The organism is Kitasatospora sp. NPDC058218 (assembly GCF_042882445.1).
GTDB lineage: Bacteria > Actinomycetota > Actinomycetes > Streptomycetales > Streptomycetaceae > Kitasatospora.
Map to the genome: position 1 here is coordinate 41516 of NZ_JBHVWC010000027.1, position 20819 is coordinate 62334.

Genomic DNA, 20819 nt, shown 5'->3' on the forward strand with positions numbered 1-20819 from the left:
GACGGTCCGGACCCGCCCAACCCTACGCCCGCCCCCTCGGCCCGGGGCCCCTCACACCCCCCGCCGGATCAGCCCCCGCACCCGCGCCTCGCGCACCGCCGCCGTCCGCGAGTCCACCCCCAACTTCGCGTAGATGTGCACCAGATGCGACTTCACCGTGGCCTGGCTCAGATGCAGCCGCTGGCTGATCCCCTGGTTGGTCAGCCCGTCCGCGACCAGCCCCAGCACCTCCGTCTCGCGCGCGCTCAGTGCCGCCGACGGGGTCCGCATCCGCTCCAGCAGCCGGTCGGCCACCGTCGCCGCCAGCGCCGTCCGCCCCTGCGCCGCCGAGCGGACGGCCCGGGCCAGTTCCTCCGGCGGCGCGTCCTTCAGCAGGTAGCCGGTGGCCCCGGCCTCCAGCGCGGGCAGGGTGTCCGCGTCGGTGTCGTAGGTGGTGACGATCAGCACCCGGGGCGCCGCCGCCCGGGCCGTGATCGCCGCGGTGGCCTGCGCTCCGTTCATCGCCGAGCCCGGCCCGAACTGCAGGTCCATCAGCACCACGTCCACCTCGACCTCCGCCGCCAGCTCGACGGCCCGCTCGGCGGTGGCGGCCTCGGCGACGACGACGAAGTCCCGCTCGCTCTCCAGCACGGCCCGCAGCCCGGCCCGGACCACCGGGTGGTCGTCGGCGAGCAGCAGGCGGATCACGGGTTCGGCGCGGGTCACGGGTTCGGTCACGGAGAGTCCTCGGTGGTGGGGGCGACGGGCAGCAGCACGGCGAGCGCCGTCCCCTCCCCCGGGGCGGACTCCACGGCGAAGGTACCGCCCAGCGCCCGCGCCCTGGCCCGCATGGACGGCAGGCCGAAGCCGCCCTCCCCGCCCCCCGCGCTCGCGGCCGCCCGCGCCGGGTCGAAGCCCGCCCCGTCGTCGAACACGTCCAGCGCCACCTCGCCGTCCATGTAGCTGAGCGTCACCTCCGCATGCGAGGCCTTCGCGTGCCGCACCGTGTTGCCGAGCGCGGACTGCGCGATCCGCAGCAGCGCGACCTCCTGCGGCACCGGCAGCCGCACCTGGTCCCCCGAGACGTGCAGTCGGACGGGCAGGCCGGCATGGGCCGTCGTGGTGGCGCAGAGCCGTTCGAGGGCGACCGGCAGCGAGGCGCTCTCCAGGTCGGGCGGGGTGAGCGCGCGGACGAAGCGGCGGGCCTCGGCGAGGTTGTCCTGGGCGGCCTGACGGGCCTGCTCGACGTAGTCGGCGGCGGCCTCCGTCCGGTCGGGCAGGGCCCGCTGGGCGGCGCGCAGCAGCAGCTGGATGCTGGACAGGCTCTGGGCGAGGGTGTCGTGGATCTCCCGGGCGAGCCGTTCCCGCTCGGCCAGCACGCCGGCGGTGTGCTGGGCGGCGTCGAGGCCCGCGCGGGCGGCGGTGAGCTCGTCGATCAGCCGGCGGCGTTCCTCGCTCTCCCGGTAGAGCGCCTGGTAGCCGAGGGCGGTGACGGTGGCGACGGCCGCGCCGAGCGCGGGACCGATCGCGGCGGCGACGCTGAAGGCGTGCTGGTGCCAGGACCACGCGGCGATCGCGGTGACCGCGGTGAGGGCGACGGCGACGAGCCCGCCCCGGCGACCGAGCAGGTGCAGTTCCAGGAAGTACAGCGGGAAGGCGAGCCAGACGCCGTCCTGGGTGGCGATCAGCACGCCCACCCAGGTGACGCCGAGCAGGGCCAGCCAGAGCGTGGCGGCCCGCCGCGACCGGCGGACGGCGCCGACCAGCGGGCCGGCCGCGTAGACCGCGCCCATCGCCGTGCCGGCGGCGACGACGGCCGCCGGGTCGCCGCCCCGGCCGACCACCGCGCGGGCCACGGCGAGTGCGAGCAGGCCCGCCACCAGCAGGTGCAGGCAGACCTGGAGTACGCGGGCGACGGGAGTGGTTCGAGGTCGTTCGGTCGCCATCCGTCCAGCCTAGGGTCCGCGGCTCCGGATCGGCATCAATCAAAGGGTTGAACTCCGCCTCTCCCCTTCGATGCCGAGGATCCAACCCCCCGCGCGATGCCCGCCGACCCCGTCCCGCGCGACCGTGGTGAGCGTCGAAGCCGCCTGCGTGGCGGCAGTTGCAATCGCAATCGCAGTCGTAGCCGTAGCCGTAGCCGTAGTCGCACTCGCAGCCGTAGTCGCAGTCGCAGTCGCAACCGAGGGAAGGAGATCGCGGACGTGTTCGTCGCCTGGAGGGACCTGCGGTTCGCCAAGGGGCGGTTCGCCCTGATGGGAACCGTCGTCGTGCTGATCACCGTACTGGTCGGCCTGCTGTCCGGCCTGACGGCCGGGCTCGGCAGGCAGAACGTCTCGGCGATCACCGGCCTGCCCGCCGACCACCTGGCCTTCGCCGTCCCGGCCGAGGGGCAACAGCTCTCCTTCACCGACTCCCAGGTCACGCCCGAGCAGTGGCAGGGCTGGTCGCAAGTGCCCGGGGTCACGGCCGCACAGCCGCTCGGCATCACCACCACCAAGGCCGCCGCCGGGCAGCGCACCGCCGCGCTCTCCGCCTTCGGCGTGCCGGACGGCTCACCGCTGGCCCCGCAGGGCGCGTCGGTCGGCCCGGGCCGGGCCGTGCTGTCGCAGACCGCCGCCGACGACCTGGGCGGCCTGCGCCCCGGCGCGGCCTTCACCCTGGCGGGCCGCCCGCTCCAGGTCGCGGCGGTGACCGGCGACGCCTCGTTCAGCCACACCCCGGTGGTCTGGACCAGCCTCACCGACTGGCAGTCGGTCGCCCCGGGCGGCGCCGGACACGCCACCGTGATCGCCCTGACCACGGCGCCCGGCGCGGACCTCGGCGCGGCGGACGCCCGCTACGGCACCGAGACCCGGGGCCGGGAGGACGCGCTCTCCGCGATCGGCTCCTACACCTCGGAGAACGGCTCGCTGCAGCTGATGCGCGGCTTCCTGTTCGCCATCTCGGCGCTGGTGATCGGCGCGTTCTTCACCGTCTGGACGATCCAGCGCAGCGCGGACATCGCGGTCCTGAAGGCCCTCGGTGCCTCCACCCGCTACCTGCTCACCGACGCGCTCGGCCAGGCGGTGCTGCTGCTGGTGCTCGGCACGGCCGTCGGCACCGCGATCGCGGTCGGCGCCGGTGCGCTGCTCGGCTCGGCGGTGCCGTTCGTCCTGGACGCCCCGACCGTCCTCGTCCCGGCCGTCGTGATGATCGCGCTCGGCGCGGTCGGCGCGGCCCTGTCCATCCGCCGGATCACCTCCGTCGACCCGCTGACCGCCCTGGGGAGCGCCCGATGAGCCTGCACCTCGACCACATCACCCTGACCTACCCGGACGGCGACGGCCGGCTGACCGCGCTGGACGAGGTCTCGCTCACCGTCCCCAAGGGCTCGATCACCGCGGTGGTCGGCCCGTCCGGCTCCGGCAAGTCCAGCCTGCTGGCCGTCGCCGCGACGCTGACCACCCCGGACACGGGCCGGGTGGTGGTGGACGGCGTCGAGACCACCGGGCTGAGCCGCGCCGAGCTGACCGCGCTGCGCCGGCACCGGATCGGCATCGTCTTCCAGCAGGCCAACCTACTGCCCTCGCTCACCGCCGCCGAACAGCTCCAGGTGATGGCCCACCTCGACGGCCGCTCCCCGCGCGCCGCCCTCCCCCGTGCCCTCGAACTCCTGGCCGCCGTGGGCCTGCGCGACCAGGCGGCGCGGCGGCCGCACCAGCTCTCCGGCGGTCAGCGCCAGCGCGTCAACATCGCCCGCGCCCTGATGAACGACCCGACGGTGCTGCTGATCGACGAGCCCACCAGCGCGCTGGACCACGAGCGCGGCGCCGCCGTGATCGAGCTGATCACCGAACTCACCCACCGCCGCGCCACCGCCACCGTGCTGGTCACCCACGACCGGACCCACCTCACGGCCGTCGACCGGGTCGCCGAGGTCCACGACGGAAGGCTCACCGTGCCGGCGGCGGCGTGAGCTACTTCTTCGCGGTGAGCACGTCGTCCACCGAGAGCGTCACCGACGCCCCGATCGACTCCGGCAGCGTGAACGACTGCCCGGGGTGGTGGACGGCGTGCACCCGGTACTCACCGCTGCGGCTCGGTGAGCACCATCACGCGCTGGTTGCTCCGGTCCACGATGACGTAGACCGGCACCCCGGCGGAGGCGTAGGCCGTCGGCTTCCTCTTCAGGTCGTCGCTGATGTTCGAGGAGGTCACCTCCAGCACGAGACGGAAGACCGCTGGGTCGTAGCAGTTGTGCTCGACCAGGTGGTCCTCGATATCGGCGTCGACGATCACCAGGTCGGGAATGGCGAAGTCCGAAGGTCCGTCCGGCAGCCAGAGGCCGACCTTCTGCATGACCTCGATCTCGTCGCTGAAGCCCGCCGCGAAGAACACGCGCATGCACCGGCTGAGCGACCTACCGTGCTGAATGCTCGACGGCGGCGTCACGGTGACCTGGCTCCCGACGACCTCGACCCGGTAGCCGGCGAACTGGTTGGAGATCAGCTCGGCGACTTCGAGCAGCGTCGGCTGCTCCACGGGCTCTTCCACCGCGGCGGCGGACATGGAGTCCCTCCCGATTGCCGGTGTCGAGAGCATCATCGTAGGCCGCAGATGCCGTCGGCCGCCCGATCGTCGGTCTTCACCCGAACGAGCGGCCGCGGGCCCCTAACGCGCCCGCAGTCGCAGCGCCGGGCGGGCCTCCTCCTCGGCCTCCTCCTGGCCGGCGGCCCAGAGCGAGCGGACGTGGCCGAGGTGGCGGGACATGCAGGCCTCGGCGGCCTCGGAGTCGCCGGTGAGGATCAGGTCGAGCAGTTCCAGGTGCTCCTCGGCGGAGGAGACCAGCTCACCGCGCTGGTCGAGGCGGTTGAGGCCGTAGAGCCGGGACCGCTTGCGCAGGTCGCCGACGACCTCGACCAGGCGGGCGTTGCCGGCCAGGCCGAGCAGGTCCAGGTGGAACTGCCGGTCGGCCTCCAGGTAGCCGATCAGGTCGTGCTTGCGGGCGGAGGCCACGATCGCCTCCGCCTGCGGGCGCAGCGCCTCCACCTGCTCGGCGGTGGCGGTGCGGGTGACCCGGCCGATGGTCGGGACCTCGATCAGGGCACGGATCTCGGTGAAGTCGTCGAGGTCGCGCTCGGTCAGCTCGGTGACCCGGAAGCCCTTGTTGCGGACTGCCTCCACCAGGCCCTCGCGGGCGAGGTCGAGCATCGCCTCGCGGACGGGGGTGGCGGAGACGCCGAAGTCGGCGGCGAGCGCGGGAGCGGAGTACACCACGCCGGGGCGCAGCTCGCCGGAGATCAGCGCGGCCCGAAGGGCGTGGGCGACCTGGTCGCGCAGCCGCTCCTGAACGGAGATCAGGGTGCGGGGTTTGAGGTCGGCCATGGTGTTCCTCCGGATGGGTCGCAGAACACCAGCGTACAATGTCACGTTACGTTGAGTGTGCAACATTCCGCTATTTGGAGCATTCGTCGCCGACCGCATTTGCCCGGCGGGGCCCATGGTGGCAGCGACCGCCGGCCGTCGCAACGGCCGGCGGCACATCCATGGCGGATCGCCCGGCTACACCCCCTTGAACAGCCCGATCAGACTGGTCGCGCTGGACTCGCCGTGCCCGGCCTCGACCCCGCGCCGGAAGGTCTCGACCAGCAGCGCGGGCAGCGAGCCGTCCACCCCGGCGGCCTCCACCGTGTGCAGGACGTGCTCGGCACTGGCCAGACCCATCGCGAGCCGGTCCACGTCGCCCTCGTGGAAGCCGGTCGCGATCCGGGGGGCGTAGAAGGCGAGGAAGTCGGGCATCGAGGCGGCCGTCGAGGAGGCGTACGGCAGGAACTCCTCGGCCGAGATGCCGTGCGCCTCGGCGACGGCGGTGGCGTGCAGGTAGCCGAGCAGCGACGTCCAGAAGAGGTCCATCTGGATCTGGTAGTACAGCTGGGCCAGCCCCGGGTCGTCGCCCCGGTAGTCGGCGCCGGTCAGCACCTCCAGGGTTTCCCGGTGCCGCCGGAACAGCTCGGCCGGCCCGCTGTAGAAGGTGGAGGACTCGGCCCGGCCGATCCCCGAGGGCGGCGACTGCACCCCGCCGGTGAGCTGGCCGGCCCCGCGCGCGGCCAGCCAGCGGGCGGCTTCGCGGGCCCGCGCCGGGGTGTCCGAGCTCAGATTGACGATCACCTTCCCGGCGAGCGCGCCCTCGGCGGCGGCCAGGACGGCGAACACCGCGTCGTAGTCGGTGAGGCTGAGCACGACCACCTCGTTGGCGGCCACCGCGGCCCGCGCGTCGGGCGCCAGGACGGCGCCGCGGGCGACCAGCTCGTCGGCCCGGGCGGCGGTCCGGTTCCAGAGTGTCACGGCGTGGCCGGCGTCCAGGTAGGCGCCGGCCATCGCCTGCCCCATCGGGCCGAGGCCGATCACGGTGACGGACCGCTCGACGGTACCGGGCTGCCGCGAGGCGGGCACGGGTGAAACAGACATGGGAATTCCCCTCCGCTAGAACGAACGCTCTATCCAGGAGAGGAAGCTAACACAGCTCTGTAACGAACGCTCTATTCAGTTGTTCGGCTAGACTCGGCCCGTGAAGACGACGACCACCGGCACCCGCGAGCGGATCGTCCGGTCCACCTCCCGGCTCTTGCAGCGCCAGGGCTACGAGGGCACCGGGATCAAGCAGATCTCGCGCGAGGCGGAGGCCACCCTCGGCTCCGTCTACCACTTCTTCCCGGGCGGCAAGCAGGAGTTGGCCGCCGAGGCGATCCGCCACGGCGACCAGGAGTTCGCCGAGCTGCTCCGCGCCGGCCTGGCCGGCGCGGACGACCCGGCCGAGGCGATCACGACCTGCACCGGACTGCTCGCCACGGGCCTGCGCGAGTCCGACTGGCAGGACGGCTGCCCGATCACCAGCACCGCGCTGGAGACGATCGGCCGCGCGCCCGTGATCGAGCAGGCCGTCGCCGAGGCGTTCACCCACTGGCGTGCCGTCGTCGCGGAGAAGCTGCTGGCGGCCGGCCTCGGCGCGGACGACGCCCGCGAACTCGCCGCCACCGTCGTCAGCACCCTGGAGGGCGCCGAGCTGACCGCCCAGGTGGCCCGCAGCGAGGAGCCGCTGCACCTCGCCGGCAAGCACCTGGCCCGGCTGATCCGCAGCTACCGGTAGCCGGGCACACGAAAGCGGCCGGCGTGGCCGGGGATCCCGTCCCACCACGCCGGCCGCTGCTTCGGCCCACCCCTACGACGTTCGACCACAGTCCGAGGAGACGGACATGGGCATCGAACTCGCCCTCTACGCCGGCCGCCCCCACCGGGGCCGCAACGCCCCCGCCGTGCTGCGGAGTTCCCACCTCCACGGCGGGGCGCCGGCGGCGGTGGCCGCCCTGCTCACCCGTTGCACCACCGAGGAACACCGGGCGGCCGTCCACGGCCTGGCGGAGTTGCCCGCCTCGTGCGCACACACGCCCGGCAGTCGGCTCTGCTTCCCGGGCGACCGACCTCCCGGGCGCTCGGCACCTAGCCGGGCAACTCCGCCGCCCGGCCCCGCTCGTGGATCTCCGCCGCGACGGCGAGGTCCTGCCAGGCCATCCCGACGCTCTTGAAGAAGCGCGGCCGGTCGCTCGGCACCGGCACCTCGCCGCGCACCAGCTCACCCAGGTTCCAGAGCGCGTCGGCCCCGGTGACGCCGGCCATCAGCAGGTCCCCCGCCTCCCGCAGGGCGGCAACCCGGGCCTCGACGTAGAGCGCGGCCCGGCCGACCAGCACGCCGTCCACCTCCCGCGCCTGCGGCTCGTGCGAGCCGACCGCCGCCACCACGGCGTGGTCGGGCACCAGCGCACCGTCGAACAGCGGGGTGCGGGCCGTGGTGCAGCAGACCACCAGGTCCGCCTCGGCCACGGCGGACGCCGTGCCCACCGAGGCCGCCAGCCCGAGCGAGCGCGCGTACCCGGCCAGCGCCTCGGCGGGCGCCTCGCTGCGGGCCACCACGGTGACCCTGGTCAGCGGCCGGACGGCGAGCAGCGCGTCCAGGTGCCCGTACGCCTGCGGGCCGGAGCCGAACAGGACGAGGTGCGAGGCGTCCGGCGCGGCCAGCCGGCGCAGCGCGACGGCGGTGACGGCGGGCGTGCGCAGCGAGGTGAGCGCCGCGCCGTCGAGCAGGGCGACCGGCTGCAGCGTCGGACCGTCCAGCAGCAGGTAGCTGCCGGTGATCCGGGGCAGGCCGAGGGCGGCGTTCCCGGGGGCCACCCCGGCGATCTTCACCCCGGCGTACTCGGCCGTGGCCGCGGGCATCAGCAGCAGCTCGCCGGCCGGCACCGGCATCGCCGACCGGGCGGGCCCGGCCTCCGGGTCCAGCCCGGCCAGCAGCACCCGCTCGATCGCGTCGGCCGCCTGGGCCGGGGTCAACGACCCGTCGACCCGGGCGACGCCCGGCGCGGCGTTCTGGAGCGGCTCAGTCGCCGCGCCGGGCAGCAGGAGGGGTTCGGAGCGGGAGGAGGTCACAGCAGGAACCCCGTCCCCAGCGTGTCGTCCGGGTCGAGCAGGAAGGTGTGCTCGCCGGTGCGGTGGGCGGTACCGGTGACCTCGGTGACCACGCCGGCGCCGAGCGGGTCGCCGCCCGGGAGCACCCGGCCGGTGAACACCGTCCCGATCACCGACTCGTGGCGCAGTTCCTCGCCCGGTGCCAACCGCCCCTCGGCGGCGAGCACGGCCAGGCGCGCCGACGTGCCGGAGCCGCAGGGCGAGCGGTCGATCTGCCCGTCCGCGAAGACGGTGACGTTGCGCTGGGCCGGCCCCGCCCCGTCGTCGGGCAGTTCGTCGTACAGGATCACCCCGTAGACGCCCGAGAGCCGCGGGTCGCTCGGGTGCCGGACGGCCGGCGAGTCGGCCAGGGCGGCGCGGATCTCCCGCCCGACGGCGGTGAGTTCGGGCAGCAGCCCGGTCTCGACGGTGAGCCCGAGCGCGGCGGCCGGCACCGAGGCGTAGCAGGCGCCCGCATGCGCGACGGCCACCTCGACGGTGCCGCGCGAGGTCTGCACGGGCAGCTTCTGCGCGCTGACGACGGCCGGCACGTTGCGGAAGGTCACCCCGGTGGTCCGCCCGCCGGCGCGGTGGACGGACGCGGTGACCCGACCGGACGGGACGTCGATCCGCACCCGGGCCACCCCGTCGTCCGGGGCCTGGACCAGCCCCGAGTCGACCGCCCAGGCGCCGAGCGCGATGGTGCCGTGGCCGCACGCGGTGGAGTAGCCGTCCTTGTGCCAGAAGAGCACCCCGAGGTGCGCCTCGTCGTCGTCCGGCGGCACCAGGAACCCGCCGTACATCCCGGCGTGCCCGCGCGGCTCGCTGACGAGCAGCCGCCGCACGTCGTCGAGCGCGCCGGGCCGGGGCGCGGTGGCCGTGCCGCCCGCGCCGATCGCGACGGCCCGCCGCTCGGCGACGCTGTCACCGGGGATGGCCGGCGTCCCGTCGAGGACGATCCGGAACGGTTCGCCGGCCGCGTGGTAGTCCACGGTCCGCACGTCCATCAGGCACTCCCCGCCGGCAGCAGGGTGATGGTGCGACTGGCGGTGTAGAAGTCCAGCGCCGCCTGGCCCTGCTCCCGGTCACCGTGGCTGGCACCCTTGGCGCCGCCGAACGGCAGGTGGAAGTCGACGCCGCTGGAGGGCGCGTTGACCCGGATCATGCCCGCGTCCAGCCGGTCGGCGGCGGCGAGCGCCACGTCCAGGTCACGGGTGTGCACCGAGGCGGACAGCGTGTACGGGGTGTCGTTGGCGAGCGCGATCGCCTCGTCCAGGTCGGCCGCCGCGTGCAGCACGGCGATCGGGCCGAAGAACTCCTCACGCCGCAGCGGGTGGTCCTCCGGCACGTCGGCGACCAGGGTCGGGTCGAGGTACCAGCCGCTCCGCTCCGGCACGCCGCCGCCGGTCAGCACCTCGGCCCCGGCCTCGCGGGCCGAGGCGACGGCCGCGGTGATCTCGTCCCGGGTGCCCGCGCTGATGAGCGGCCCGCAGGACGCGTCGTCGACCTGGGCCAGCGCCTTGACCAGTGCGGCCTTCAGCGGCTCGTACGCCGCGCCGACGGCGATCACCCGGCTGGTGGCGGTGCACTTCTGCCCGGCGTACCCGGCGATCGCGGCGGCCAGGTGGCCGGCGGCCTGCGCGATGTCGGCGTCCGGGAGGACCAGTGCCGCGTTCAGCCCACCGAGTTCGGCCTGAACCGGGGTGCCACGCTCGGTCGCGGTCCGGACCACCTGCCGGCCCACCCCGGTGGAACCGGTGAACGAGACCACGTCGGCGGCGGCGACCAGCTCGCCGCCCTCCGCGCCGCCGCCCGGCAGCACGGTGAAGACGTCCGCGGGCAGACCGGCCTCGGCGACCAGTTCGGCCAGCCGCAGCGCGCAGCCGACCGCCTCCGAGGACGGCTTGAGCACCACGGAGTTGCCGACGGCCAGCGCCGGGGCGGCCTTCCAGGTGGGGATCGCCAGCGGGAAGTTCCACGGCGTGATCAGCCCGGCCACCCCGTACGGGCGGCGGCGGGTGAGCAGCAGCCCGGGCCCGCCGGCGGTCTCGTGCACGGCTCCGGACGCCGCGAACGGCGCCTGCGCGTAGTAGCGCCAGATCGCGGCGGTGCGGGCGACCTCGCCGCGCGCCTCCGCGAGCGGCTTGCCGACCTCGCGGACGACCAGCGCCGTCAGCTCCTCGGCGTTCGCCTCGACCAGCTCGGCGATCCGGGTGAGCGCGGCGGAGCGGGCGCCGGCACCGCCGGCGAGCCACCCGGCCTGCGCGGTCCGGGCCCGCGCGACGGCGGTCCGGACGGCCTCGGCACCGGGCGCTTCGACCTTGACCACGAGGTCCTCGGGATCGGCGGGGTTGTACGAAAGGATCGTCACAGCAGGCAGCCCTTCAGGGTGTTCAAGGAAGTTCAGAGCAGGAACCCGGCCGGGAACGGGTCGCTCGGGTCCAGGAAGTACTGGGCGGTGCCGGTGATCCAGGCCCGTCCGGTGACGGTGGGCACGACGGCGGGCCGCCCGGCCACCTCGGTCTCCTCCACCAGTCGGCCGGTGAAGGTCGTCCCGATGAAGGAGTCGTTGCGGAAGTCCCGTCCGATCGGGAGTTCGCCCCGGGCGTGCAGCTGGGCCATCCGGGCGGAGGTGCCGGTGCCGCAGGGCGAGCGGTCGAACCAGCCGGGGTGGATGGCCATCGCGTGCCGGGAGTGCTCGGCCGTGGAGCCGGGGGCGAGCAGCTGGACGTGGTGGCAGCTGTGGATCGACGGGTCCTCGGGGTGCACCGGCCGGTCCGGGCCGGCGTTGATGGCGTCCATCAGGGCCAGACCGGCGTCCAGGATGTCCTGCTTGCGCTCGCGCTCGAACGGCAGCCCGAACTCGGCGAGCGGCAGGATGGCGTAGAAGTTGCCGCCGTACGCGAGGTCGTAGCCGACCGTGCCGTACCCGGGCACCTCGATCTTGCGGTCCAGGGCGACGGAGTACGAGGGCACGTTGCGGATGGTCACCGCGGTGGCGGCGCCGTCCTCGACCCGGACCTCGGCGATCACCAGCCCGGCGGGGGTGTCCAGCCGCACGGTGGTGACCGGCTCGACCACCGGGACCATGCCGGTCTCGACCAGCACGGTGGCCACGCCGATGGTGCCGTGGCCGCACATCGGCAGCAGGCCGGAGACCTCGATGTAGAGCACCCCGAAGTCGGCGTCCGGGCGCGTCGGCGGCTGCAGGATCGCACCGCTCATCGCGGCGTGGCCGCGCGGCTCGTACATCAGCAGCGTCCGGAAGTGGTCGAGGTGCTGCTGGAAGTGCAGACGGCGCTCGGCCATGGTGGCGCCCGGGATGACGCCGAATCCGCCGGTGACGACCCGGGTCGGCATGCCCTCGGTGTGCGAGTCGACGGCGTGGAACACGTGGCGGCTGCGCATGTGGTTGCGGCTCCCGTCGGGGTGTGGGTGGGGTGGCGGGCCGGGCCGGCTGCCCCAGCAGCCGGCCGCACCCGATGGCAGCGGTGTCGGTTACCCGAGACCCTCGGCCAGCGCCTTCTCGGTGGCCGCGCGGACGGCCGCCTCGATCTCCGGGTTGAGCGGCAGCCGCGGCTCGCGGGTGGGCCCGCCCGGGCGGCCGGCGATGTCCATCGAGAGCTTGATCGCCTGGACGAACTCGGTCTTGGAGTCCCAGCGCAGCAGCGAGTGCAGCGCCTTGTAGAGCGGCAGCGCGACGTCCAGGTCGTGCGCGACGGCCGCCTTGTACAGGGCGGCGCTCGCGGCCGGCAGCGCGTTCGGGTAGCCGGCGATCCAGCCGACGGCACCGGCGAGGGCCAGCTCCAGCAGCACGTCGTCGGCGCCGATCAGCAGGTCCAGCCCGGGGGCCAGCTCGGCGATCTCGTAGGCGCGGCGGACGTCGCCGCTGAACTCCTTGACCGCGACGATGGAGCCCGCCGCGTGCAGCTCGGCGAGCAGCGAGGGGACGAGGTCGACCTTGGTGTCGATCGGGTTGTTGTACGCGACGATCGGCAGGCCGGCCTTGGCCACCTCGGCGTAGTGGGACCGGACGGCGGCGCGGTCGGCGCGGTAGGCGTTCGGCGGCAGCAGCAGGACGGAGCCGGCGCCGGCCTCGGCGGCCTGCTCGGTCCAGCGGCGGGACTCGGCGCTGCCGTAGGCGGCCACGCCCGGCATGACCCGGGAGCCGTCGCCGGCGGCCTCGACCGCGACCTCGACGATCCGGGCCCGCTCCTCGGCGGTGAGGGTCTGGTACTCGCCCAGCGAGCCGTTGGGGACGACGCCGTCACAGCCCGAGTCGATCAGCCAGCGGACGTGCTCGGCGTAGGCGTCGTAGTCGACGGAGAGGTCCGAGCGCAGCGGGATCGTGGTGGCGACCATGATGCCGCGCCAGGGCCGGGTGGTGTCGCGGGGGGTGTTGGACACAGATGACTCCTTGGTGAGGTGTGACATTTTATTAGAGAGCGCGGGCGGAGACAAGTGTCCCCGCGCCACGGGTTCAGGACGGCGGCAGTCCGGTTCCCGGACCGGCCGCGAGCTGCGAGAGCGGGACGGGGCAGGACAGTGGACGGCTGTCCGCCCGCGCGTCGCCGGCACCGGAGAGGCAGGCCACCGCCGGACCGCACATCCGGCCCTGGCACCAGCCCATCCCGGCCCGGGTGAGCAGCTTGACGGTCCGCGCGTCGCCGGCGCCGAGCTCCTCCACGGCCTCGGTGATCTTGGCCACCGGGACTTCCTCGCAACGGCAGACATCGGTGTCCGGGCGCAGCCACTGCGTCCAGCCGGGACCGGGCCGGTGCGCCGCCGCCATCAGCTCGGCGAAGGCGCGCAGCCGGGAGCGGCGGCGCAGCAGGGCGGTGCGGACCGGCGCGCCGGCGACCGCGTGCGCGGCCAGCTCGCCCTCGGCGATCGCCAGGTCGGCCCCGCCGACGCCGCAGGTCTCGCCGGCCGCCCAGAGACCGGGGAGGGTGGTGCGCAGCCGGGAGTCCACCGCGAGCGCGACCGTACCGTCGGGCGTCGTCCTGGTCCCGGCGCCCAGCTCGGTGGCCAGCTCGATCTGCGGCAGCAGGCCGTGGCCGACGGCGAGCGCGTCACAGGCGATCCGGCGCTCGGTGCCGGGCACCGGCCGCCAGTCGGCGTCCAGCCGGGCGACGGTGACGGCCGTGACCCGGTCGGTGCCGTGCGCCTCGATCACGGCGCTGCGGCGGCGCAGCCGGACGCCGTGGCGCAGCAGCGCGGCGCCGTGCCCGGCGCCCTCGACGAGCTTGGCCGGGACGGCGGCCAGCACGTCGGGGCGCCGCGCGTAGCCGAGGTAGTCGGTGGCCTCGACCACGGCCGGCACCTGCGCCCCCGCGGTGACCAGCGAGGAGGCCGCCGCGAGCAGCAGCGGCCCGCTGCCAGCCACCACGATCCGCCGGCCCGGCAGCACCAGGCCGGACTTGAGCATGGCCTGCGCGCCACCCGCGGTGACCACCCCGGGCAGCGTCCAGCCGGGGAACGGCAGCTGCCGCTCGTACGCGCCGGTGGCCAGCAGGACGGCGGCGGCCCGGACGGTGGCCCGGTCGGCGGCCTCCGGCCCCACCGTGGCGTGCACCGCCCAGGCGGTGTCGCCGGGGCGCTCCAGCGCCCAGACCTGGTGGCCGGCCAGGAGGTCGACCCGGCCGGTCCTGCGGTGCACCGCGAGCCGGTCGGCCAGGCCGGTGTAGACGGACCAGCCGTGGTGCAGCCGGTCGGGGCGGGTGGCGCCCAGGCCGGGTGCGGGGTGGCGGTAGTACTGGCCACCGGTGCTCGGGCCGGCGTCGAGCAGGGCGCAGCTCAGCCCGAGGTCGGCGGCGGCCACGGCCGCGGCGAGACCCGCCGGGCCGGCTCCGATCACGGCGAGGTCGTAGGTGCGGCGGCCGCGGAGCCCGGACGCCCCGGGCTCCTCGGCCGGCTCGAAGGGCTCGAACGGTTCAGACGGCGAGGTCGGCACGGCCGTTGCCCTCCTGGGTGGTGACGACGGTGCCGGGCTCGGCCGGCAGCAGACAGGTGCGCTGGTTGGGGCGGCCGTCCACGACGGCCAGGCAGTCGAAGCAGGCGCCGATCCCGCAGAACGCCCCGCGCGGCTTGCCGCCGACCCGGGTGGTGCGCCAGGCCAGCACGCCGTCGGCCCAGAGCGCGGCGGCGACGGACTGCCCGGGCAGTGCGGGCACCGGCCGGCCGTCGAAGTCGATGGTGTGGGCGGGTCCCGGCTCCGCCCCGACCAGCCCGGCCGGGGTCCGGCGTTGCATCGGCGGGTTCATCCGCGCGTTCTCCATTCCGAAGTTCCTCTGATCCACCGTGGCGCGCCCGCGCCACTCGTCCGCCCCGCGTTCGGGGGGCCACCGGCGGCCCCGGGCGTACCGGCGGCGTGCCGGCCCGCCCCCGCCCCGTTCACTCCCCGACCGGGAACCGGTCCGGCCGGAACGGCGAGAGATCCAGCTCCGGCTGCTTGCCGGTGAGCTGCTCGGTGATCAGCAGCCCGGTCGCCGGGGCCAGCCCGATGCCCGCGCCCTCGTGGCCGCAGGCGTGGTGGAGCCCCGGCACCCGTGGGTCGGCGCCGATCGCGGGCAGGTGGTCCGGCAGGTACGGGCGGAAGCCCCGGTAGGCACGGAGCACGCTGACGTCGGCGAGAACCGGGAAGAGCGCCGCGGCCTGCGCGGCGAGCCGGTGCAGCACCTCCACCGAGAGGGTCCGGTCGAAGCCGACCCGCTCCCGGCTGGCGCCGATCAGCACCGGGCCGCCGGGGGTGCCCTCGACCACCGCCGAGGTCTGCAGCGCGGCCGAACCGCTGGCCACGTCCGCGACGTAGTCGGCGGCGTAGACCTTGCGCCGGACGATCCGCGGCAGCGGCTCGGTCACCAGGACGAAGCCCCGCCTGGGCAGCACCGGCAGGTGCACTCCCGCCAGCGCGGCCAGCTCGCCGCCCCAGGTGCCGGCGGCGTTGACCACGGCGGGCGCCGCCAGCCGGCGCCGGTCGGTGACGACGCCGCGCACGGCGCCGTCCGACCCGAGGGTCACCGCCCGGACGGTCTCGCCGGTGTACAGCACGGCGCCTTCGCGGCGGGCGGCGCGCAGCAGGTGCGCGGCGGCCAGGGCGGGCTGGACCTGGGCGTCCTGCGGGTAGAGGAATCCGCCGGCCAGCCCGGGGGCGAGGTGCGGTTCGAGCTCGCGCAACCGCTCGCCGGGGATCTCCTCGGCGGTGACGCCGACCGTCGCCTGATCGGCGGCGAAGGCGCGCAGGGCGTCCTGACGGGCGGGGGTGCTGGCCACCACCAGGCCGCCCTTGGGCTCGTACTCGACGGCGGCGCCGAACTCCTCGGCGAGTTCTCGCCAGAGCCGGGTGGAGAGCAGTGCGAGGTCGAGCTCGGGCCCGGGCTCCTTGTCGGAGACCAGCAGGTTGCCCTCCCCGGCGCCGGTGGTACCGCCCGCGACCGGACCGCGGTCGATGACGGCGACGGCGAGCCCGGCTCGGGCGGCGTAGTAGGCGCAGGCGGCGCCGACCACGCCGGCGCCGACCACGACGACATCCAGGGGAGGTCTCTGAGGCTTGGACACGGCAGTAATATGTCACATGCCATCGCGCCTGCCAAGGCCGCCCCGCCGGACGGTCCTCTCCACGCAAAAACCCCGGCCCGCCGGGAAGCGGCGGGCCGGGGTTCAGAGGCGGTTCACCTCATCACGTGATGTCGTCCATCTGCTCGTGCCGGGCGGCCGGCACCGGCGCACTGGCCATCGGCGCGTTGGAGGCCTCCACGGCCTCCGCCCCGGCCACCGGCTGCACCGAGAGGTCCAGGTGCGACGCCTCCTCGTCGTCCAGCCCGAGGTCCGGGTTGCGACGGGCCTTGCGCCGGTCGTTCACGATGGCGATCCCGACCGCGACGAAGTACAGCGCCCAGATCGGCGCGGCCAGCACCAGCATGCTGACGGGCTCGGCGCTCGGCGTCGCGAAGGCGGCGAAGACGGTGATGGCCAGCACCATGCCGCGCCACCAGCCGAGCAGCCGCTTGCCGGTGACCATGCCGACCATGTTCAGCATCACCAGCAGCAGCGGGAACTCGAAGGCCAGGCCGAAGACCAGCACCATCCGGGTGGCGATGTCGAGGTAGTCCTCGGGCGGCAGGATCGGCGTGGTGTTGTTCGGGGTGAACGAGATCAGCACGTCCACCGTGGTCGGCAGCACCAGGATGGCGCAGGTCACGCCGGCCAGGAAGAGCGGCGCCCCGCAGGCCATGAAGATGACCGTGTACTTCTTCTCGTGCCGGTGCAGGCCCGGCGCGACGAAGGCCCAGACCTGGTAGAGCCAGACCGGAACGGCCGCGACCACACCGGCCGTCAGCGCCACCTTGAGCATCCAGGTGAAACCGGCGGTCAGACCGATGTTGGAGACCTGGGCGCACTTGCCGTGGAACTGGCCGGCGGTCTCCGGCGTGCAGTGCGGCAGCGGCTTCAGCAGGAAGTCCTCGAGCTGCTTGTGGTAGACCGCCGCGACGATCGTGACGACCACGATCGCCAGGACCGACTTGACCACGCGGTTCCGCAGTTCCCGCAGGTGGTCGGCGAGGGCCATCCGCCCCTCAGGATCCTTGGGCGCCTTCGACGCCTTGGAGAGCTTGCTCAACCCCGGTCCTCAACTCGTGCGTCGAGGCCCGCCGGTCGACGGGCCTCAATAGTCGCGTACGTCACGTGCGCCACGTGCGTCGCGGACCGCTCAACGCGGGCCGCCGCCGTCCGTTCCCGTCCCCGCGGGCTGCTCGGCCACCGGCCGGGCCGTCCCGGACGCCCCCGGGGCGGCCTGGATCGTCTTCGCGGTCTCCGCCGCCACGGCGGGCGCGGGCTGGGCCGGCGCGCTCTCGTCCGCGGCGCCGTCCGAACGCATCGCCTTGGTCTCGCTCTTCAGGATCCGCATCGACTGGCCGAGCGAACGCGCCAGATCGGGCAGTCGCTTGGCGCCGAAGAGCAGAATGGCAAGAACCACGATCACCAGGATCGCGGTCGGCGAGATCCGCATGTTCGACCACCTTCAGTCATGGCGGCACCGGCGGGCCGCCCGCTGCGGGGATGGTAACCGCTGCGGATGACGCCCTGACGACGGCCGCCCGAACAGGACAGCGGCCCCCGTCGCACTTTCAGGAGCCATCTGAGAGCGTAACCCGCCCGAACCTCCGGGCAGCAGCCCCCGTACCCCTGAGGTGCCGCTGACCGCCGCCGGTTCCCGGCCGAACCGGCCGCTGCCGGCGAACCGCTCAGCGCCCGGGAACCGCCGCCGCGAGATCGCCGGCCGCCTCGGCCAGCGCCCGGGAGGCCTCGTCCACTCCCTCGGCCAGCGTCCGCACGTCCAGCCAGAGCCGGATCGCGAGAACGCCGAGGACCAGCAGACCGGCGGTGGCGAGCAGGACGGCGGCGACGAGCATCCAGGACATGGCCACCACCCTATCCGCCGGGCCGGACCGAACCGGCCCCGCCGGCGCCCGGCCCGGCGCTCACCCCTGCGTGGAACCCCCGGCCGGCACCAACCGCATCGTCCGCACCCCGGCGCCGGTCAGCGCCGACACGATCTTCTCCCCCGCCGGCTTGCGGACCGACGCCCCGCAGAGCGGGCAGCCGAAGCTGTAGTGCGCCTGGGCCGGCGTCCGCCCGAGGGTGAGGCGGAACTCCTCCGCGGGCAGCTCCACCTTCTCCCGGCACTGCGAGCAGTAGACCTTGAATCTGGTACCCGGCTCCACGGCTCAGACCTGCCCCTGCCCGCCGACCGTCTCCTGGTAGGCGGCCAGCGCCTCCAGCGCCGCCGACCGCGCCTGCTCGGCGAGCGCCGGCGGCGAGACGATCCGCCCGTCCCGGCCCAGCCGCAGCGCCAGCGGGCGCAGCTGGGACGGGTCGGCGCTGCGCAGGGTGATCCGCAGCCCGCCGTCCGGCAGTTCCTCGGCACGGTCGTGGGTGTAGTACTCGGCCACCCAGCGCCCGCCGGAGGACACCTCGACGACCACCTCGGGGTCGTTGGCGGACGGGTTGACCAGCCCGCCCGAGAGGTCGCGCGGCTCACGCCGGGGCGGGTCGGAGGGGACGTCCAGCACCCGGATCTCGGCGACCCGGTCGAGCCGGAACATCCGGTGGTCCTCGGAGGTCCGGCACCAGGCCTCGAGATAGGTGTGGCCCTCGGTGAGCAGCCGGATCGGGTCGACCTCGCGCTCGGTCATGCCGCCGCGCCCGTGCGAGTAGTAGCGCAGCCAGAGCCGCCGGCCCTCGCTGAGCGCGCGGTCGATGTCGGCGAAGACGTGGCTCTCCGCCTCGAAGGTGACGCCGACCCGGGCGCTGCCCTCGGCACTGTCCCCGGCGGCGTTCTCGATCTTGGCGACGGCCCTGGTGAGCGCCTCCCGGTCACCGGCCCGCAGACCGGGCAGGCCCGCCACCGCGCGGGCGGCGACCAGCAGCGCGGTCGCCTCGTCGGCGGCCAGCCGCAGCGGCTGGGCGACGTCGTCGACGTTGTGCCACCAGATCCGCTCGCCGTCGGTGTCGATGTCGAGCAGGTCGCCGCCGCGGAAGCTGGTGCCGCACATCGGCAGGACGTTGAGGTCGCCGATCAGCTCGCGCTCGGTGATGCCGAAGGCCCGGGCCACCTCGGCCACCTCGGCGCCGGGCCGCTCGCGCAGGTAGGTGACCAGCGACAGCATCCGCCGGGTCTGGTCGATCGCGTTGCTCATGCCCGCACTCCTTCAGCACTCTCCACCGCGCCGCCGTCGACGGCGCCCGCCCCGGCCACCGCGCGCAGCCGCTCGATCACGTCGGAGCGCAGCTCCTCCGGGCCGAGCACCAGCACGTCCGGCCCGAACTCGGCGAGGTCGGCGCCGAGCCCGTTGCCGTACGGGATCTCCAGCACGTCCCACTCCTCGTCGGCCCCGGAGTTCCCTGCGGCCGCAGGCTGCGGAAGGGTGCTCAGCGCCTTGGTGCGCAGCGGGAAGCCGGCGCCGCGGCGGACCTTGACGACCGCCGTCGCGGTGGCGCCCTCGCCGGCGAACTTGGCGACGGTGGCCCGGACGTCGACGTGCTCGGGGACGGTGCCGAGGAAGGCGCCGGAGCGGGTGCGGACCTTGCCGGTGATCCGGCTGAGCCGGAAGACCCGGGCGTCGGCGCGGTCGCGGTCCCAGCCCGCCAGGTACCAGTGGCCGCGCCAGCACTCCAGCGCCCAGGGCTCCACGGTGCGCTGCTCGACGGCGGCGGCACCGGCCTTGCGGTACTCGAAGGTGACCGGACGGCGGTCGCGGGCGGCGGTGAGCAGCGGTTCGAACGCGGTCTCGCGCGCGGGGATCCGCGGTTCGAGGGCGGTGCGGCCCTCGGTCTCGGTGAACGGGACGCCGGCGGCGCGCAGCTTCTGCAGGGCTCCGCTGGCCGCGCCGGACATCTTGGCCTGCTGCCAGACCCGGGCGGCGAGGGTGAGCGCGGCGGCCTCCTCGGCGTCGAGGGCGATCTCCGGCAGGCGGTTGCGGTCGGCGCGGGCGAGGTAGCCGAGTTCGCCGTCGAGGGCGTTCTCGTCGACGTCGATGACCAGACCGAGTTCGCGCAGGTCGTCCTTGTCCCGCTCGAACATCCGGTTGAAGGCGTCCTCGCTGCTGTTCTGCCAGGCCTCGCGGTACGCCTCGATGGATTCCCGCAGCTCCTTCTTGGAGAGCGGCCGTCTGGTGTTCATCAGGCACAGGGCGAGATTCATCAGCCGCTCTGCCTTGGCGATCGCCATCGCTGACCCTTCCGGTGTGCCGCGCCGCGCGCGGGGTGCGCCCGCCGGGCAGTGGTCGACCCGGCGGGACCGACCGTACCGGTAGCGGTACGCACTGCAAAAGCCGAGTCCGTAAACGCGTGGGGCCGCACCCCCGGGGTGGGGGTGCGGCCCTGGGTCACGACCGGCTCAGACGCCCAGCAGGTCGACGACGAAGATCAGCGTCGAGCCCGCCGGGATGAGCGGGGACGGCGACTGGTTGCCGTACGCCAGGTGCGCCGGGATGACCAGCTCGCGGCGGCCGCCGACCTTCATGCCGACGACGCCCTGGTCCCAGCCCTTGATGACGCGGCCGGCGCCGAGCGGGAACTTGAAGCTGCTGCCGCGGTTCCAGCTGGCGTCGAACTCCTCGCCGGAAGCGAAGGTGACACCGACGTAGTGGACCTCGACGACCTGGCCCGGCTTGGCCTCCTCGCCGGTGCCGACCTCGATGTCGCGGATCTGCAGGTCGGTCGGCGCGTCGCCGATCGGGAAGTCGATCTCCGGCTTCGTCTTGTTGCTCACTACTGCCTCTTCTCACGATGGTTTCGATCCATGACCAAGCGGCGGGCGCCCGCACCCCGGTCCGTTACCCGGACCACGGTACGGG

General features: G+C 74.4%; 22 protein-coding genes and 1 pseudogene. 3 read left to right on the forward strand and 20 right to left on the reverse strand.

Going from position 1 to position 20819, the window contains the following annotated elements:
* Positions 1-51: 51 nt before the first annotated feature.
* Both ACFVYI_RS18795 and ACFVYI_RS18800 read right to left on the reverse strand, forming a co-directional pair.
* Positions 52-717: a response regulator gene (locus tag ACFVYI_RS18795; RefSeq protein WP_387886750.1), complete on the reverse strand. Its 666-nt coding sequence runs from the start codon at positions 715-717 to the stop codon at positions 52-54.
* Complete coding sequence (locus ACFVYI_RS18800; protein WP_387886752.1) at positions 714-1925, reverse strand: sensor histidine kinase; 1212 nt, start codon at positions 1923-1925, stop codon at positions 714-716. Before ACFVYI_RS18800 ends, ACFVYI_RS18795 begins: the two co-directional genes overlap by 4 nt.
* Before the next feature lie 258 nt (positions 1926-2183).
* Between ACFVYI_RS18800 and ACFVYI_RS18805 the strand changes: the two genes are divergently transcribed.
* Both ACFVYI_RS18805 and ACFVYI_RS18810 read left to right on the forward strand, forming a co-directional pair.
* A complete protein-coding gene (locus ACFVYI_RS18805) occupies positions 2184-3260 on the forward strand; it encodes an ABC transporter permease (protein WP_387886755.1) in 1077 nt (358 codons plus the stop codon).
* A complete protein-coding gene (locus ACFVYI_RS18810) occupies positions 3257-3937 on the forward strand; it encodes an ABC transporter ATP-binding protein (protein WP_387886758.1) in 681 nt (226 codons plus the stop codon). Before ACFVYI_RS18805 ends, ACFVYI_RS18810 begins: the two co-directional genes overlap by 4 nt.
* Before the next feature lies 1 nt (position 3938).
* Here ACFVYI_RS18810 and ACFVYI_RS18815 read toward each other — a convergent pair.
* The 3 genes and pseudogenes from ACFVYI_RS18815 to ACFVYI_RS18825 form a co-directional block, all read right to left on the reverse strand.
* A pseudogene (locus tag ACFVYI_RS18815) lies at positions 3939-4530 on the reverse strand (Uma2 family endonuclease).
* 102 nt (positions 4531-4632) lie between these two features.
* A complete protein-coding gene (locus ACFVYI_RS18820; RefSeq protein ID WP_387886760.1) occupies positions 4633-5346 on the reverse strand; it encodes a GntR family transcriptional regulator in 714 nt (237 codons plus the stop codon).
* A 177-nt stretch (positions 5347-5523) separates the two neighbouring features.
* Complete coding sequence (locus ACFVYI_RS18825; RefSeq protein WP_387886762.1) at positions 5524-6429, reverse strand: NAD(P)-dependent oxidoreductase; 906 nt, start codon at positions 6427-6429, stop codon at positions 5524-5526.
* Between the two features lie 100 nt (positions 6430-6529).
* Between ACFVYI_RS18825 and ACFVYI_RS18830 the strand changes: the two genes are divergently transcribed.
* Positions 6530-7108 (forward strand): TetR/AcrR family transcriptional regulator, encoded by a 579-nt coding sequence (locus tag ACFVYI_RS18830; protein ID WP_387886764.1) that lies wholly within the window; start codon positions 6530-6532, stop codon positions 7106-7108.
* Positions 7109-7458: 350 nt separating this feature from the next.
* Here the strand turns inward: ACFVYI_RS18830 and ACFVYI_RS18835 are convergent, their stop codons facing one another.
* From ACFVYI_RS18835 to ACFVYI_RS18905, 15 genes are all read right to left on the reverse strand, one after another.
* On the reverse strand, positions 7459-8346 hold the full coding sequence (locus tag ACFVYI_RS18835) for an ornithine cyclodeaminase family protein (RefSeq protein WP_387886873.1): 888 nt from the start codon (positions 8344-8346) through the stop codon (positions 7459-7461).
* Between the two features lie 92 nt (positions 8347-8438).
* Positions 8439-9467: a proline racemase family protein gene (locus ACFVYI_RS18840; RefSeq protein ID WP_387886766.1), complete on the reverse strand. Its 1029-nt coding sequence runs from the start codon at positions 9465-9467 to the stop codon at positions 8439-8441.
* Positions 9467-10840 carry an aldehyde dehydrogenase family protein gene (locus ACFVYI_RS18845; RefSeq protein WP_387886876.1) on the reverse strand — a complete coding sequence of 458 codons (1374 nt, stop codon included), beginning with the start codon at positions 10838-10840 and terminating at the stop codon, positions 9467-9469. Before ACFVYI_RS18845 ends, ACFVYI_RS18840 begins: the two co-directional genes overlap by 1 nt.
* Positions 10841-10863: 23 nt before the next feature.
* Positions 10864-11868: a proline racemase family protein gene (locus ACFVYI_RS18850; RefSeq protein ID WP_387886768.1), complete on the reverse strand. Its 1005-nt coding sequence runs from the start codon at positions 11866-11868 to the stop codon at positions 10864-10866.
* Positions 11869-11958: 90 nt separating this feature from the next.
* Positions 11959-12822: a dihydrodipicolinate synthase family protein gene (locus tag ACFVYI_RS18855; RefSeq protein ID WP_387886878.1), complete on the reverse strand. Its 864-nt coding sequence runs from the start codon at positions 12820-12822 to the stop codon at positions 11959-11961.
* 118 nt (positions 12823-12940) lie between these two features.
* Positions 12941-14413 carry an NAD(P)/FAD-dependent oxidoreductase gene (locus ACFVYI_RS18860; protein ID WP_387886770.1) on the reverse strand — a complete coding sequence of 491 codons (1473 nt, stop codon included), beginning with the start codon at positions 14411-14413 and terminating at the stop codon, positions 12941-12943.
* Positions 14394-14738, reverse strand: a complete 345-nt coding sequence (locus ACFVYI_RS18865; RefSeq protein ID WP_387886772.1) for a (2Fe-2S)-binding protein — start codon at positions 14736-14738, stop codon at positions 14394-14396. The genes ACFVYI_RS18860 and ACFVYI_RS18865 overlap by 20 nt, the downstream gene beginning before the upstream one ends.
* Before the next feature lie 115 nt (positions 14739-14853).
* Positions 14854-16017 (reverse strand): NAD(P)/FAD-dependent oxidoreductase, encoded by a 1164-nt coding sequence (locus tag ACFVYI_RS18870; protein ID WP_387886773.1) that lies wholly within the window; start codon positions 16015-16017, stop codon positions 14854-14856.
* 121 nt (positions 16018-16138) lie between these two features.
* Positions 16139-17029: a twin-arginine translocase subunit TatC gene (tatC, locus tag ACFVYI_RS18875; RefSeq protein WP_387886880.1), complete on the reverse strand. Its 891-nt coding sequence runs from the start codon at positions 17027-17029 to the stop codon at positions 16139-16141.
* A gap of 141 nt (positions 17030-17170) precedes the next feature.
* The gene (gene tatA, locus ACFVYI_RS18880; protein WP_387886775.1) at positions 17171-17470 is read right to left on the reverse strand and encodes a Sec-independent protein translocase subunit TatA; all 300 of its coding nucleotides are present in this window, start codon (positions 17468-17470) and stop codon (positions 17171-17173) included.
* A gap of 235 nt (positions 17471-17705) precedes the next feature.
* Positions 17706-17882 carry a hypothetical protein gene (locus ACFVYI_RS18885; protein WP_387886776.1) on the reverse strand — a complete coding sequence of 59 codons (177 nt, stop codon included), beginning with the start codon at positions 17880-17882 and terminating at the stop codon, positions 17706-17708.
* A 60-nt stretch (positions 17883-17942) separates the two neighbouring features.
* Positions 17943-18185 carry a hypothetical protein gene (locus ACFVYI_RS18890; RefSeq protein WP_387886779.1) on the reverse strand — a complete coding sequence of 81 codons (243 nt, stop codon included), beginning with the start codon at positions 18183-18185 and terminating at the stop codon, positions 17943-17945.
* Between the two features lie 3 nt (positions 18186-18188).
* Entirely contained in the window at positions 18189-19160 is a 972-nt protein-coding gene (locus ACFVYI_RS18895) for a helix-turn-helix transcriptional regulator (RefSeq protein ID WP_387886780.1), read from the reverse strand.
* Positions 19157-20191, reverse strand: a complete 1035-nt coding sequence (locus tag ACFVYI_RS18900; RefSeq protein ID WP_387886782.1) for a helix-turn-helix transcriptional regulator — start codon at positions 20189-20191, stop codon at positions 19157-19159. Before ACFVYI_RS18900 ends, ACFVYI_RS18895 begins: the two co-directional genes overlap by 4 nt.
* Before the next feature lie 168 nt (positions 20192-20359).
* Positions 20360-20734: an FKBP-type peptidyl-prolyl cis-trans isomerase gene (locus ACFVYI_RS18905; RefSeq protein WP_387886784.1), complete on the reverse strand. Its 375-nt coding sequence runs from the start codon at positions 20732-20734 to the stop codon at positions 20360-20362.
* Positions 20735-20819 lie beyond the last annotated feature (85 nt).